Here is a 14,836-nt window from a genome sequence, read left to right as displayed (position 1 = left end):
ATGTTTCAGGAGTAGAACGGCCCGTCAGTGCCGGCCCCGGAGGCTGCACTGTCGTGGGTGAGGATCGGGTGTGGCTGATCGTACGTGAACGGCCTCGCCTTGCCGGCGATCGAAAGACCGTCGGCATAGGACAGGCAGAGCGCCGGGCCGCCCGGCGGCGTCAACGCGAGCCGCCGAAGCCCGGGATCGAAGGAAACCGTCGTCTGGCACAGGCGTTCGATGAACGCCTTGAAGGCATCGTAGCTGCCGCATCCGACGACGGCCGCCCAGCCGCAAAGCGGCCCGTAGGAGCGCGCCTCGCGCCCGGCGGTCGGGCCGTCGGTGATCAGCTCCAGGCCGTTCGACGCCCAGAGGGCGGCAAATCCCCTGCCCGATCGCGCAATCAGCCACTTGTCTTCGGTGATGAGATCGTCCAAGCCGTCGCGACCGATATAGGCATGCGTCCATGCGTGCCGCGCATCGCTTGTGTCCTCGATCAGCAGGGCGACGTCACGATGCTGGGCAACGCGCGGCAGAATGCCGTTGCCGGCCCAATAGGACGGCCTCTGATTGCCCCAGGGATCGTCCTCGCCGGGATGGTTGACCCAGAGCCTCGCCATGGGGTGGCCGGCGAGCCGGATGTCGAGCACATGCTGCTGATGGCCCTTCTGGCCGGTCTTGTGATCGACGACGGTCGAAAGCTGCGCCGCCTCGTTCTTGAACAGCACGAGTTTTCCGCTCTCGAGCCCCTGGCTGTAACGCGCCTCGACGCTTCTGGTCCTGGCAAGCGACGCAAGCTCGGCGAGATCGGCCGGCGGCTCGTAGCCGCCGGCGCAGAACATGGTCAATGCCGCCACGCCATTGTTCAGCCAGCCGGTTCCGAAGGCGACCTGGGCGAAAGGTGCAAGCTCTGTCAGCGGGCCGGCGCGCAGTTCCTTGTCGTAAGCGCGCCCCTGCGATCCGGCCGGAACGCCTGCGAGCGTGTGAAGGGCGATCATGCGGAAGATGAGATCGATCTGGCCGCGGGCGCGCTCCGAAATCGCCGTCTCGGCCCAGCGCTCCAGCGCCAGCAGGCCGATGAAGTCGATAGGGTAATAGGCCGCCGAGTTCCACTCCGCCAATCCGTGGGCTTCGACGCTGTCGAACCAGCGCGCGAGGCGCGCGCGGCCAAGTTCCGCCTGCTGCCGGCCCGTCCTGCCCGAGGCTGAAAACACCTCGTCGGGCAGAAGAAGTCCGGCCAGCAGCTGGCTCGTATGAAAGCAGAGCACGTGGTTCTCGCTCCAGAACCACATCGCATCGTTGCCCGGCTCGTCGACCCAGTAACGATAAGAGAGAACGGAATGCCGGATGCGATCGACCACCGCCGCCGGCATCCGGTCGGCATAGGCGCCGAGCAGCCACAACAGTGGCACCATGATGAAATCCGAGCAATCCTCCCGCGCATCGATGGAGACGAGCGTTGCGTCGATGATGCGGTCGAAGCTTTCCTGGTCGTGGTGACCGGTTTCCATCATCGCAATGAGACGCCCGACGCGGTTGGCGCCGAAGCGGGCGCTGTATTCCAGCGCCTGCCGCTTGCGGGCAGAAAGCGATGCCTCGGCCGGCAACGGCGAAATGCAGCTCATGAAGGCGGCATCGATGACGCGGGTGACCGAGCCCGTACCGGAACCGATCGTCATGTGGATGCCGTGATAACCATCTGCGATGCCAGAGACATTCTCGGCGACCAGACGGTTCTGATGAGCATGCAGGGTCAGTTTCGAATGCGCGAGAACGGGCCGCTCGTGACCATGGCCGATGACCTTGAGCTCTACAGGCAGGTCGCGCTCCGGCGCCGTGTCGAAGATGATCTCCAGCGGCTGGTTGACGAAGACGTCGCGGGCCGGGCGAACGCCGCGCACAAGGGCTTCCAGCTCGCGAACCTCATCCTGGTCCAGCGATACCGGCAACAGCACGCAGAGCGGCTCCTCATCCAGCAGCTCTAGCTCGAAAAACCACGTCGTGTCGCGCTCGGCCAGGTCTTCGGTGTGAACGAGAATGTGGTTGTCGCCGGCTTCGAGCGTCAGCCTGATGTCGGTTGCGCTCTCGACATTGCGCTTGAAGGGTTCGAAGCGCACCGCCTCCTGTCCGTTGACCCACATGCGAACGCCGCCGCAGGTCTTCAGTCTGAGATTGAGCGTTCGCGCCGTCTCGGTCCTGAACGTGCCCTTCAGCCATCGCCTGAGATGCGTCGGCACATGCCAGAAGCCGGTGAACTCGACGCGGCGGTTCGAACCGGGAAGATAGAGGCTCTCGGTCGGCCAGGACGTGTCGGGCGAGAGCGGCCGCCCCACCATGGTGGACCAGAAGGCTTTGCGGCAAGGCAGGTCGCCGACATCGACGAAACCGTTGATGAAACGATAGTTTACGCGGTCTTCGGCCGGCGCCGGCTCGCCCGGAAAATAGCTGGCGATGAGGCCGGATACCGCCCATGCCGTTACCGTCTGGCCCGCGGCCACGCCATATGCTGGCGCCATATCGTCCGGCCGCTTGATGCATTCCGTTTTCACAGACCGCCTCCTCCGCAATCCTATGAAAATATTTTCATTAGGTCATTTGGGCGCGTCGTTTTTGAAAAATGCTCAAAAACATCGCTATTGCCTCAGAAAATAGCTTGACGGGACGAATGTCAAGTATATGAAATTCATTTATCGATGGCTGACGCCGCGATTGATGAAAATGTTTTCATGGGAGGATGAAAATGAAAACCTATCTCTCAGGAGCCCTCGCACTGGCGCTGGCTACCGTTTCTTTCGCATGGGCCGGCGCGGCCATGGCGGAAACCAAGACGATCACCTTTCTGTTTACCGACGACGACCAGGCTTACGTCGAGCGGATGGAAGCGCTGAGCAAGGAATTCGAGACGGCGCATCCCGACGTCAAGGTCAACTTCGTCTCGTCGGGCTATGATGCGGTCGCCAAGCAGCTGCCGGTGCAGCTCGCCGTCGGCGAAGGTCCTGACATCGCCAAGATCACCGACTGGCAGCTTGCGCCCTACTACCTCGACATGCGTCCCTACATGAAAGACCCGGACGGCTTTGCCAAGCTGCACGGCGACAGCCTGAACACGCTTCGCTTCCCCGGCGTCAACGATCCGAAGTCGATCAACGGCTATATCGCCTCGCAGACCTTCAACCTGCCCTTCGTCAACAAGACGCTCTTCGAACAGGCCGGCGAACCGCTTCCGAAGCCCACCGCCACGCTGAAGGACATCGTCGAAGCCTCGGCGCGCGTCGCCAAGGCGACCGGCGCCCAGATCCCCTTCACGATGGATCGCTCGGGCCATCGCTTCTCCGGCGCGGCATTCTCCTACGGATCGAACTACGTCAAGGACGGCAAGTTCTTCTTCCCCGACGATGCCGCCAAGCGTTATGTCACGGATCTCTACGGCTGGACGAAGGACGGCTCCTTCCCCAAGGAAATGTGGGGCGCTGCCGGCGGAACCCAGTACAAGAACATGGGCGACGAATTCGTCAACGGCAACGTCGTGACCTATCTCGCCGGCAACTGGATGGTCAATCCGTTCCAGAAGAAGATCGGCGACGCCTTCGACTGGACGGCGATCAGCGCCCCCTGCGGCGATGCCGGCTGCTATGCGATGCCGGGCGGCACCGCGATCGTCGGCTTCAAGCGCACCAAGTATCCGGAAGCCGTGGCGGCGTTCATCGAATTCCTCGGCTCCGAAAAGGTCCAGCGTGAAATCGCCGAAAACTACGTCATCCTGACGGGCGCCGACATCAAGGACCCGCAATACAAGCTCGAGAGCAAGAATGCTAAGGACGCCATGGCCGTCTTCCTCGGAAGCCGCAATAGCGTGCCGCAGGCAGCCCGGGACCTGGAACGTCTCAAGGGATCCTCCGCCATCTATCAGCTGATCGTCCAGAGGATGAGCCAGCTGATCGTCGGCGAGCTTTCCCTCGACGAGACCTTCAAGGCAATGAGTGCCGACGTCGACAAGGTCAACGGGGCGCTCGCCGCCAAGTAACCCGGTCACGCGTTGTCCCGCAAAATGCGCGCATGCAGCAGCCACGGCCTCGCAACAGGGCCGTGGCTTTTCATTTTCCCTACGGACACTTCGACCTCTTTCGAATTGTCGACGGCCTGAACCACGCTACGTCTGCCTTCAAAGTGTTGTAGCGTCCCTTGCGCGTCTGAAAAGACGCACGGCGCCGTACTGGAAAGGCAGCGTCATGCACTCAATCGAACAAAACACCCAGGCTTACTCGCAGCTGAAGCCGGCCGCTCTCGCCATTCTTTGCCTCGGCGTGATCGTAGCGCAGGTCGATACATCGGTCGTCAATCTGGCGGTTCAGCCGATAGGGCTCGATCTCAGGGCCTCCGTCACCGAGCTGCAGTGGGTCGTCGACGCCTACAATCTCGTTTACGCCGCACTTCTCATCAGCGGCGGCCTGTTCGCCGATCTTTACGGCCGGCGCCTGATGTTCGTGATCGGCTGCGCTGTTTTTGCCCTGGCGAGCCTTGGCTGCGCTTTCGCCTCGACCATCGCGGTCCTCATTGCGGCGAGGGCCCTGACCGGCTTCGGCTCTGCCCTCCTCCTGCCCGCTTCTCTTTCGCTGATCCGGGTCATCTACCGGGATGAGAAGGTCCGTGCCCGGGCGCTCGGAATCTGGGCCGGCTGCAATGGAATGTCGCTGGCGATCGGTCCGAGCCTCGGCGGCCTCCTCATCCGTGATTTCGGCTGGCGATCCGTCTTCTTCGTCGTCATTCCCATCGCGCCGATCGCGGCGGCGGCAGCACGGTTTTTCGTTCCGGAAAGTGCCGATCGGCAAGGCCGGTCCTTCGACATGCCGGGGCAATTGCTGGGGATCGTATCTCTCACCGTGTTGACCCTCGCCGCAATCGAATCATCGCATCTGCCGCCCTTATGGATGGCACTCATGGCAGTCGCCGGCGCGCTGCTTCTGCTGCTTTTCATCATCGTCGAGAAGCGCCTGGAGCAGAAGGCTCTGGTTCCGATCTCGATGTTTTCGGGCAGGCAGTTCCGCGGTGCCATGGCCGGAACGGCCGCAATGACTTTCGGCATGTACGGCACGCTTTTTCTTTTTCCGCTCGCCTCCCTCGGCCTCGGACGCCTGGCCTCGGTGGAGGTCGGACTGTCGCTGCTGCCGATGGCTCTCAGCTTCATCGCGATCTCACCCTTCTCCGGCTCGATTTCGGAACACCTTGGGAAGAACCGCACCATATCTGCTGGACTGGCGCTGATGGGTTTGGGCAACCTCCTGCTCGGCTCATCCTTTCTGGCCGACTGGCTCATCGCCGAAGAGATCGGATTGTTGCTGACCGGGATCGGGATGGGCATGGCGACGGGGCCTCTGACGGCGGTTGCGGTTTCGACCGTCACCGCCGATCGCGCCGGCACGGCAAGCGCCCTGATCAATGTTGCCCGCATGGTCGGGGCGACGATAGGCGTCGCTTTGCTCGGGGCGATCTTCGCCTTCCTGGGGGAGGCGGAAACTGCCTTCATCGTCGCGATGACGGCGGGCGGCAGCGCGCAGCTGCTTGGAAGCTTTATCGCCTGGCGCTTGCTTTGAACGCGCGGCCGGATGTCGCGGTCATGCGCAGCCTCCGCATCCGCCGGCGAAGGCGTCGTGACACGAGCCTCGGGAGAGGCTATAGCCGTTGTCGGTCTGCGCCAGCCTGCGGGTCCACGTCAATTCACACATGCCGGCAACCCGGTTACGTCCGGCGACCCAGCGACCGCCTACCGTATAGAGGTGCATTTCCATGCCGATGGGCTCCGAGCATCCGCTGCGAAGGGAACTTCACAACGAGCTGCACGCGCGGCCGTCGCTTTATTTCGACGGCGACACCGATGTCTGGCACGTCGCCATCGTCGGCGAGAATGCTCCTCCGTCGATCCAAGACTCGCTGCCAGGACTGGAAGATGTCTCCACGACCCGCGAGGGCAACCACGGCATCGGCCGTTTCGGCGACGGCCGGCTGAAGTGGGAGGCGCATACCGAGTTCCTGACGCTGACCTTCGTCGTTCCGGCATCGGCCGAACCCGGCAGCCAGCCGCCGGAAGCCTTTCAGGCCTGCTGCCGCCAGATCGACGGAAAGATCATTGCAGCCGTTCGGGTGCTGGTGCGGGACGAGAAGGACGGACAGCGTCCGGAAAAACCGAAACTCGACTATGTCGCCTCTCAGGTCGGCGGCGGCGATGCGGAAGTGCATTCGAACTTCCGGCTGACCGACAGCGGTTTCGTCGAATTCCTGTTCTTCAACCGCAACCTCAACGCCTATCGCACCGGCCGCATGGTCAGGCGTTTCCTGGAGATCGAGACATACCGGATGATGGCGCTGCTGGCATTGCCGATGGCGCGCGAGACGGTCTCGAAGCTCTCCGTCTTCGACCGGCGCCTCGACTTGCTGATCGCGCATATGCAGAGTGCGATCAAGGTCGACAAGGCGCTGCTTTCCGAGGTGACCAGGCTCTCGTCGGATGTTCTCAACTTCTCGGCGCTGGCCCGCCACCGCTTCGGAGCGACGAAAGCCTATGCCGAAATTGTCGCGAGCAGAGTGTCGGAGCTTCGCGAGGCACGCGTCGAGCAGCGCCAGAGGCTCGGCACCTTCATCGACCGGCGCTTTCAACCGGCCGTCCGCTCGGTCGAAGCCGCCGAGCGCCGGCTCGACGAACTCGCCGAACGCGTGAGCCTGGCTGGAGACCTTCTCAGGACGACCGTGCAGGTCCAGCTCGAGGATCAGAACGCGTCGTTGCTGACGTCGATGGAAGAGCGGGCGCGCATCCAGGTGCATATCCAGCAGGCGGTCGAAGGCTTCTCCGTCATCGCCATCACTTATTATACCGTCGGGCTGGCGAAGATCTGCCTGGAAAGCATTTCCGAACTGGGTGTCGATCCGCATGTGGCGAAGCTCGCCGTACTCGGCGCCATCCCGCTCGTGCTCTTTGCCGTCTGGACGGCGGTCCGTCACGTTCGCAAGAGCATTGCCGGCGCACCGCACGGTCCGGCATCCGGGAACCACTGACGCGACCGCCGCCCTTTCGGGCGGCGGCGCTTACTTTCTTGCATCGATGGAAGGTCAGGATGCCAACGCGTAGTGCCGATGCTCCGATGCCCGGCCGCTGCTCGTCCTGAAGCGCCGCAGCAATTCGGCAAGGCTTTCGGTTTCATGCGTCAGGCTCTGGGCGGCGGCCGTGGTCTCTTCAACCATCGCGGCGTTCTGCTGCGTCACCTTGTCCATCTGGTCGCCGGCGGCCGAGACCTCGCGCAGGCTCGTCGCCTGCTCGCGGGCGGCAACGGCGATCTCGGCCACGGTCGCATTCATGGCGGTGACCTGCTCGACGATCTGTTCGAGCGAGAGGCCGGATTCACCCACCAGTTGGACGCCTGTCTTGACCTGTGCTGAGGAGGTGGAGATCAGCTGCTTGATCTCCCTTGCCGCGTTGGCGGAGCGCTGGGCGAGCTCGCGGACTTCCTGAGCGACGACGGCGAAGCCCTTGCCAGCCTCGCCGGCGCGCGCCGCTTCCACGCCGGCGTTCAGCGCCAGCAGGTTGGTCTGGAAGGCGATCTCGTCGATGACGCTGATGATGTTGCCGATCTTCGACGATGAATTTTGAATTTCCGTCATCGCGTCGATGGCGCGGGCAACGATCTCGCCGCCCTTTTCGGCATTGGTGCGGGCGGTCGCCACGACTCCCTGGGCGCGGCTTGCGCCCTCCGCCGTCCCGTTGACGCCGCGGGTCACGTCACCCAGCGCCGCCACCGTTTCTTCCAGGGATGCTGCCTGCTGCTCGGTGCGGCGGGCGAGATCGTTGGACGCCGTGGAGATTTCCGCAAGGCCGGATCGGATGGTGGCGACCGCGCGAATGACGGAGTCGACCGCCTCTTCGAGGCTCGCAACCGAGTTGTTGAAATGGTCCCGGATCCTGACGTAGCGATGATCGACTTCGCCGACGCGGACGGTGAGATCGCCCTTCGACAGCGCGTCCAGCCCGACGGAGATCTGGCGGAAGGCATGTTCCATCACCTGCGCGTCGGAGAGCCGCTCGGCCTCCTGACGGAGCCGTTCCTCTTCGGCGGCGAGGCGCGCGCGTTCGGCATTGGCCTCGGCGATCAGCTTGGCGCGGCCTGTTTCCTGGAAGACCTTCAGCGACCGGGCCATGGCGCCCAATTCGTGGCGATGCTCGACGCCGGTGATGACAATCCCTTCCTCGCCGCGGGCAAGCTGTTGCATCGACTGGGCCATGTTGCGCACCGCCGAGGAAATCAGCCGGCCGACGAAATAGGAAAGCACCAGGCCGATGACGATCAGGAGACCGCTGATAACCAGCGTCGTGCTGGTCGCGGAGGCAACCGTTGCGTCGACCGAACCGTCGAGGTTCTTCTGCGCGCCGGTCACTGCCGCCTGCAGATTCTTGAACTCGCCTGATATCTTCGGCGCCAGCACGTTCAGCTGCGTCTGGCGGATATTGCCGGCAGCCTGCAGCACCTCCTTCATGTCGCCGAGACGGGCGGTGTAGTTCTGCATGAGCTGGCCGGCGCCCATCAGGCGCTTCTTCTGCAGCTCGTTCTTTGCGGCCTTGGCGGCGGCATCGTTGAGCGCCACGGCTTCGGCGAGTGCTGCCTGCGCCGTATCATAGGCGGCGAAATCATCGGAATGCACGAAGCGTTCGGAGAAATAGAGGCTGCGGTTCAGGGCCTCCAGCGTCGCCGCCGTCATCTGCAGCAGGGCCACGTCGTTCTGGCGCCAGGCGCTGCGCACGACGTCGTTGAGCGCGATGCTGGTCCAGGGGCCGAATTCGGTGACCTTGGAGATCAGCATGTCGCGTCGGGCCTGGAGGGAAACAATCTGTTCGAAAGCCTTGCCATAGGCGGTGATCTCCTGACGGATCGCCGCAAGGCCGGACTGCAGCTCCTTGTTGCCGGCAAAACGCGGATCATCCGCCTCGAAGGCCTTCACGCCGGCGCGAAAGCTGTCGACCACGGCTTGTGTCGGCGTCGAGCGGAAGGCTTCCGCCGACATCTGAATTTCGTTCAGCTGCTCGCTGTAGTCCGAGATGGCGAGACTTTGACCGGCCGTGACGCGATAGGATGCGAAGATCGCGGCGAGGCCGTTCATGCCCGAGATGGCGCTGACCGTGAGCAGGCTCATCAACAGGATCAGCGGCACGAAGCCGGAGGTGATCTGCGCGCGAATGCCGAATTTATTCCAGAAATGCAACATGATAGTCCTCTTATGCTCACTGGCTCTTCGGCAGATAGGCGGCAATGTTTTCAGGTGTGACGAGTTCGAAGGGAACGTTGTTTTCGCGCGGCACCTTCTCTTTGTTGATCAGCTTCACGGCGGCGTCGACAGCGGCAGCGCCCTGCCCGACGGCGCTCTGGAGAATGGTGACGTCGAGATCGCCTGCCACCATCGCGGCGAGCGCGTCGTCGGTCGCGTCGACGCCGCCGACGACGACGTCCTTCATCGGGATATTGGCCTTCTTCATGGCGCGGATCGCACCAAGCGCCATCTCGTCATTATTGGCGATAACCGCATCGAACTTGACGCCGGCCGCCAGCCATTCCTGCATCTGCTGATCGGCATAATCGCGTGACCAATAGGCCGCCTGCCGCTCGACGATCTCGAGGCCTTTGCATTCCGGCGTCGCGATGACATCGGTGATGTCCTGGGTGCGGGTGCGGGCAGCCACATGGAAGACCTCCCCCATCAGCACGACGACGCGGCCCTTGCCCTTGAGGAGAGAGCATACCTGCTTCGTTTCGAGCGTACCGGAGTCTTTCTCATCGGAGGCGACGACGACCTGATTGTCCGGCAAGTCCAAAAGATTGGAGGGCGTCGTGTTGATGTAGATCAGCGGAATGCCGGCATCCGCTGCGATCTTGGTCATTTGCGGCCCGAGATCGCCATCAGACAGCATCATGATAATGGCATCGACCTTGTCGGCGACGAACTGCTGAACCTGCTTCTTCTGCAGTTCGTTGTCGCCCTTGGCATTCGCGGTGACGAGCTTGAGGCCTGATATCGTCTTCCCGTGCGAGACGACGCCGTTCAGAAGCATCTCTCTGAATTTGTCGAGATTGGTCATCGAAACCGCGATCGTCTGCGCATTGGCAACAGAGACCGATATCGCCAGAGCGATGGATGCAAGCGTGGCCGTTTTCATGAATTCCCCTGCGCAATTCGGATACAACTGCGTTATTTCAAATTTTGGTTAAATTTTACTTTTCGACCGGAAACAAACGTTAAGCAGGGGATATGATCTTGCAACGCGAGCAGCGCGTTCTTCGGTGGCAATCGGCCGGACTTCAAGGACATCGCATCGAACTTGACGCAATGCGCTTAAGTCCTTGTACTTATAGACATCAGCGCCCACCGAAGCCGGAGCCGACGCTGATGCCTTTGTAGATCACCCTCTGCAGCACGATGGCGAGCACGACGCCCGGCAGCATGGAGATCGTCGCACCCGCCATGATATAGTTCCAGGCGGTGCCCTGCTGCGTCTGAAACAGGGTGAGGCCGAGTGGCAGCGTGGCTTTTTCGAGGCCGCTGGTGGCGATCAGCGGCCAGAGAAAACTCTTCCACTGCGCGATGAAGGTGAAGAGCGCCAGGAGACCGATGGCCGGCATGGCAAGCGGAACGATGATCCTGACCAGGATGCGCAGGCGCGAGGCCCCGTCCATCATCGCCGCCTCGTCGAGATCCTTGGGAATGCCGAGGATGAACTGGCGCAGCAGGAAGGTGCCGAAGGACGAGAAGGCGACCGGCAGGATCATGCCGTGATAGGTGTTGATCCAGCCGAGCTTGCTGACGAGAAGGAAGAGCGGGATGACCAGCATCACCTGGGGGATCATCAGCGTGCTGAGAAAGGTCAGCAGCAGTCCTTCGCGGCCCGGAAACCGCAGCCGTGCGAACGCATAGGCGGAAAGGCAGGATACCGCGATCACGATCGCGGTGACGCCGCAGGCGACGATGAAGGAATTCAACAGGAACGTGCCGAACGGCAGCGACACCAAAGCCTCGACGAAGGTGCCCCAATGATATTCCTCGGGGAGAATGCGGACCGGCACGGCCATGACCTCGGCATTCGAGCGCACCGCGTTCGACACCATCCAGAAGAAGGGAAAGAGGAACAGCAGCGCGACCAGCGAAAGCCCCGCATAGCTCAGGAAGGTGCCGATCCCACGCAAGATGCGGCGGCGATCCGCAGAGACGGAATGTGGGTGCCGTGAGCTCGGATCAATCGTCATAATGCACCCATTTGCGCTGCATGTGGAACTGCAGGATGGTGAGCGCCATGATCATGACGAACATCACCCAGGCAAGAGCTGAGGCATAGCCCATCTGGAAATTGGCGAAGCCCTTCTGGTAGATGGCGAAGCCGAGTGTCGACGTCGCCGAGCCGGGGCCGCCGCGCGTCATGGCAAAGATCTCGTCGAAGACCTGCAGCGAGGTGATCGCCGTCATGACAGTGGCAAAGAAGATGGTCGGCGAGATGAGCGGCAGGCGAATGCGCCAGAAGCGCTGCCAGGCATTGGCTCCGTCGATCGTCGCCGCCTCGAGATAATGCTTCGGCACCAGGTCGAGCGCAGCGTTGAACATCACGACGTTGTAGCCGACATTGGCCCAGAGCGTGACGATCACGACCGCCTGCATCGCCCAGCTCGAACTCAGCAGGAAATTCGGCAGGCCGAGGCCGAGCGCGCGGATGACGCTGTCGGCGAGCCCGTCCGGCGTGAAGATCAGCAGCCACACCACCGAGGCGGCAATGGTAGGGGTGAAGGTCGGCAGGAAGAAGATCACCCGGAAGATCGCCTTGCCGTGCTTCAGGCTGGATATCCACACCGCCAGCGTCAGCGAGACGATGATATTCACGGCCAGATACTCGACGGCGAAGAACAGCGTGTTGTTCAATATCGTGTAGAAGGCCGGATCGACGGTGAACAGCTTGATATAATTCTGAAAGCCGACGAAGGACGGCGTCGAAAGCAGCTGCCAGTTGGTGAAGGAGAGCGCCAGCGACGCCAGGATCGGCAGGGCCATGAAGATCATGAAGCCGAGGAAACTCGGCAGCAGGAACAGCATGGCCGTCTGCGTCTCAGGCTTCAGAAAGCGCCGTGGCTGACCGGGCTGCAACGGAATTTCGGCGACGGCGCTTTGCGACATGTCTTCCTCCATGCGCGGCAATCCTGCCGCGCCATCCTATTGCTGCGCGAGGCTCTGGATCGACTCCATCGTCTGCTTGGCATCGGCGCTGCCGGCGAAAGCCGGTGGGAAATACTGGTTGAAGAGGTTTTCCACCGCCGCCCAATTGTTGGTGATCACATAGGGCACCGAATGCGCCAGGGAATAATCGAGCGCCTCGCCGCCATTGGTGATGTCCTTGGCCGCCACCTTATACCAGGAGGATTGCGAGGCCGTGCGCGCGGGCAGCGCGCGCCCCTGTTCGGCGAGATATTGCAGCGCCTCGGGACTGGTCAGCACCTGGATCGCCTTCCACGCCGCATCCTTGTTTTTGCTTGTCGTGGCAATGCCGAAACCGGAGCCCGCGGTCACGGCTGAAAGTTCGCCTTCGGCGCGCGGCAAGGTGGTGAGGCCGATCTTGAACTTCGCCTGGTCCTTCATGCCGATAATCGACCAGGGGCCATCGATATACATGGCGACGTTGCCCGAATTGAACCGGCCCTGGACGACCGTGCCGACATCGGCGCTCGGCGGCACCAGCGGCGCGATCTTATCCTTGGCGGCAAAGCCGATCAGCCTGTCGGCAGCGGCAACGGCGCCAGGATTGGTCAGGTCGAGCTCTCCGGCGTTGTTGACATATTTATCGCCCCAGGCCGAGGCCAGGACCGAATAGTTGACCGGGGTGATGCCGAAGCCGTACTTGCCGTCTTTCGTCAATTTCTTGGCGGTATCGGTAAACTCGGCCAGCGTCCAACCCGGCTTCGGCAAGGGAATGCCGGCGGCTTCGAGCGCATCCTGGTTATAGTAGATGACCCACGGACCGACATCATAGGGCAGACCGTAAAGCTGCTTGTCGACCGACATCCCGCCGATGATCGAGGGGGTAAAGGCTCCGACGTCGAACTTGTCGGCCGCTATTCGGTCATTCAGCGGCTCGAGCAGCGAATAGAAATTCGGCATGCGCAACGACTGCATGGAAACGATGTCGGCGAGCTGGCCCGACGCTGCCAACACCGGCAGCCGCGTCCAGTAATCGACCCAGCCCGTCGTCGTCAGCGTCACCTTGATATCGGGATATTTGGCCGTCACCATGTCGGCCAAGTGCTGCCAGCCCTTGGTGTCGGCTTCGGAGCCTGTCCACATCTGCCAGGTCAGGTTGACCTGTTCGGCCGATGCGGCTGTGGCAAAAAGACTGCTGCCGATTGCGGCAAGCAAAAGCGTTTTCTTCAGAACCTTCATGGGTTTCTCCTCCCTCCATGAACGCAAAGGACACGCGAGTGCGATCGAGCTCACGCCTTCAGGACGATCTCGATCACCGGCACGGTAACGTCCGGGCGCCGGACCGGCAGTTCGAGTGTGATCATGCCTTCCGGCACCATCACGCCGATATTGGAATCCACATCCTTGGTGTGGCTCAGCCAGCGCACTTCGCTGGCGTCGTGCAGGAATTGCGCATAGGCGATCCTGTCGGCGAGGCCTTCGATGTGGATGTGGCGATAAGGCCAATTATAGACATGCAGGTAGAGGCGGTTGCCGCGCTGGGTATAGCGGCAGCCGGCCGGCACCGGATAGTCGGATGGCCCGGCCCCATAAATGGAGCGTGCGTTGACCTCAATCCAGTTCTGGTAGATTTCGAGCGCGCCGATGGCGCGTGCATCGAGCGTGCCGCGGCCGGTCGGGCCGACATTCATCAGGAGGTTGCCGCCGAGCGCGACGGAATCGATGAGCAATTGGATGATCTGTTCCGGGCTTTTCCAGCTATCCTCGTCGCGGTGATAGCCCCAGGAGCCGCTGAAGGTGTGGCAGGCTTCCCAGAGCACCCCCTGGCTGGCGATAGCGGGCGCCACGCGCGGCGTATATTGCTCCGGCGTCGTCACGTCGGGCAGATTGCCAGGCGGCAGATCGAGGCGGTTGTTGACGATGATGCCGGGCTGCAACTCACGCACCAGCGCGAGCAGGCGCTCGCTCTCCCAATCGGCACGCCCCTTGCCGGGCAGGCCGCGATATTCGCGCTGGGGATAGCTGAAATCGAACCAGATGATGTCGATGCGGCCGAAACCGGTCAGAAGTTCGCGCACCTGTTCGCGCATATAGGCGGCATAGTTGGCCATATCGCGGCCAGCATTGAGCGCCTCGGCCTGCGGATGGTTGCGCAAGGGATGGTGGACGTCGATCGGAAAGTCCGGATGGTGCCAGTCGAGCAGCGAATAATAGAAGCCGATCTTCAGTCCTTCGGCGCGAAAGGCTTCGACCAGCGGCGTCAGCAAATCTTTGCCGCAGGGCGTGTTCGTCGCCTTGTAATCCGTCACCTTGCTGTCCCAGAGGCAGAAACCCTCGTGATGCTTGGTCGTCACCACGACGTATTTCATGCCGGCAAGACGTGCCCGGCGGGCCCATTCCTTGGGGTCGTAGAGATCAGGATCGAAATTTTCGAAATAGCGCTGGTAGTGGTCGTCGGTCAGCTCTTCGCGGTTCTTCAACCATTCATGCCGGGCTCCCAAGGCATAGAGGCCCCAATGGATGAACATGCCAAGGCGGTCGTGGCTGAACCAGGCGTGCTTGCCCGCTCCTTCCCATGCCGGATTTTCCGACAGGCGTTCCGAATTCGTCACAGGTTTCTCCTCCCTGCTTTCCGGCTTAACATCAT

General features: G+C 62.1%; 10 protein-coding genes. 3 read left to right on the top strand and 7 right to left on the bottom strand.

Annotated features, from left to right (window positions below):
- Window positions 1-5 precede the first annotated feature (5 nt).
- On the bottom strand, window positions 6-2,528 hold the full coding sequence (locus ACMUVN_RS21080; RefSeq protein ID WP_132575020.1) for a hypothetical protein: 2,523 nt from the start codon (window positions 2,526-2,528) through the stop codon (window positions 6-8).
- 191 nt (window positions 2,529-2,719) lie between these two features.
- Here ACMUVN_RS21080 and ACMUVN_RS21075 point away from each other — a divergent pair, with 191 nt between their 5' ends.
- The 3 genes from ACMUVN_RS21075 to ACMUVN_RS21065 all read left to right on the top strand — a co-directional run bounded on the left by ACMUVN_RS21075 (window position 2,720) and on the right by ACMUVN_RS21065 (window position 7,026).
- Window positions 2,720-4,003 carry an ABC transporter substrate-binding protein gene (locus tag ACMUVN_RS21075; protein ID WP_029867882.1) on the top strand — a complete coding sequence of 428 codons (1,284 nt, stop codon included), beginning with the start codon at window positions 2,720-2,722 and terminating at the stop codon, window positions 4,001-4,003.
- Window positions 4,004-4,208: 205 nt separating this feature from the next.
- Window positions 4,209-5,570: an MFS transporter gene (locus ACMUVN_RS21070; RefSeq protein ID WP_132575022.1), complete on the top strand. Its 1,362-nt coding sequence runs from the start codon at window positions 4,209-4,211 to the stop codon at window positions 5,568-5,570.
- A gap of 193 nt (window positions 5,571-5,763) precedes the next feature.
- Entirely contained in the window at window positions 5,764-7,026 is a 1,263-nt protein-coding gene (locus ACMUVN_RS21065; protein ID WP_097543731.1) for a DUF3422 domain-containing protein, read from the top strand.
- Window positions 7,027-7,080: 54 nt separating this feature from the next.
- Here the strand turns inward: ACMUVN_RS21065 and ACMUVN_RS21060 are convergent, their stop codons facing one another.
- From ACMUVN_RS21060 to ACMUVN_RS21035, 6 genes are all read right to left on the bottom strand, one after another.
- Window positions 7,081-9,225 (bottom strand): methyl-accepting chemotaxis protein, encoded by a 2,145-nt coding sequence (locus ACMUVN_RS21060; protein WP_132575024.1) that lies wholly within the window; start codon window positions 9,223-9,225, stop codon window positions 7,081-7,083.
- Between the two features lie 16 nt (window positions 9,226-9,241).
- Complete coding sequence (locus ACMUVN_RS21055; protein WP_047618847.1) at window positions 9,242-10,171, bottom strand: substrate-binding domain-containing protein; 930 nt, start codon at window positions 10,169-10,171, stop codon at window positions 9,242-9,244.
- A 199-nt stretch (window positions 10,172-10,370) separates the two neighbouring features.
- Window positions 10,371-11,255: a carbohydrate ABC transporter permease gene (locus ACMUVN_RS21050; RefSeq protein WP_029867887.1), complete on the bottom strand. Its 885-nt coding sequence runs from the start codon at window positions 11,253-11,255 to the stop codon at window positions 10,371-10,373.
- The gene (locus tag ACMUVN_RS21045) at window positions 11,245-12,171 is read right to left on the bottom strand and encodes a carbohydrate ABC transporter permease (RefSeq protein WP_029867888.1); all 927 of its coding nucleotides are present in this window, start codon (window positions 12,169-12,171) and stop codon (window positions 11,245-11,247) included. The genes ACMUVN_RS21050 and ACMUVN_RS21045 overlap by 11 nt, the downstream gene beginning before the upstream one ends.
- Before the next feature lie 36 nt (window positions 12,172-12,207).
- Complete coding sequence (locus ACMUVN_RS21040) at window positions 12,208-13,428, bottom strand: ABC transporter substrate-binding protein (protein WP_029733076.1); 1,221 nt, start codon at window positions 13,426-13,428, stop codon at window positions 12,208-12,210.
- A gap of 50 nt (window positions 13,429-13,478) precedes the next feature.
- Complete coding sequence (locus ACMUVN_RS21035; protein ID WP_029733075.1) at window positions 13,479-14,801, bottom strand: alpha-L-fucosidase; 1,323 nt, start codon at window positions 14,799-14,801, stop codon at window positions 13,479-13,481.
- Between the last annotated feature and the right edge of the window lie 35 nt (window positions 14,802-14,836).

It is taken from the genome of Rhizobium sp. IY2 (assembly GCF_047532935.1).
Classification (GTDB): Bacteria; Pseudomonadota; Alphaproteobacteria; order Rhizobiales; family Rhizobiaceae; genus Rhizobium; species Rhizobium anhuiense.
This window is presented reverse-complemented; position numbering and strand designations above follow the sequence as displayed.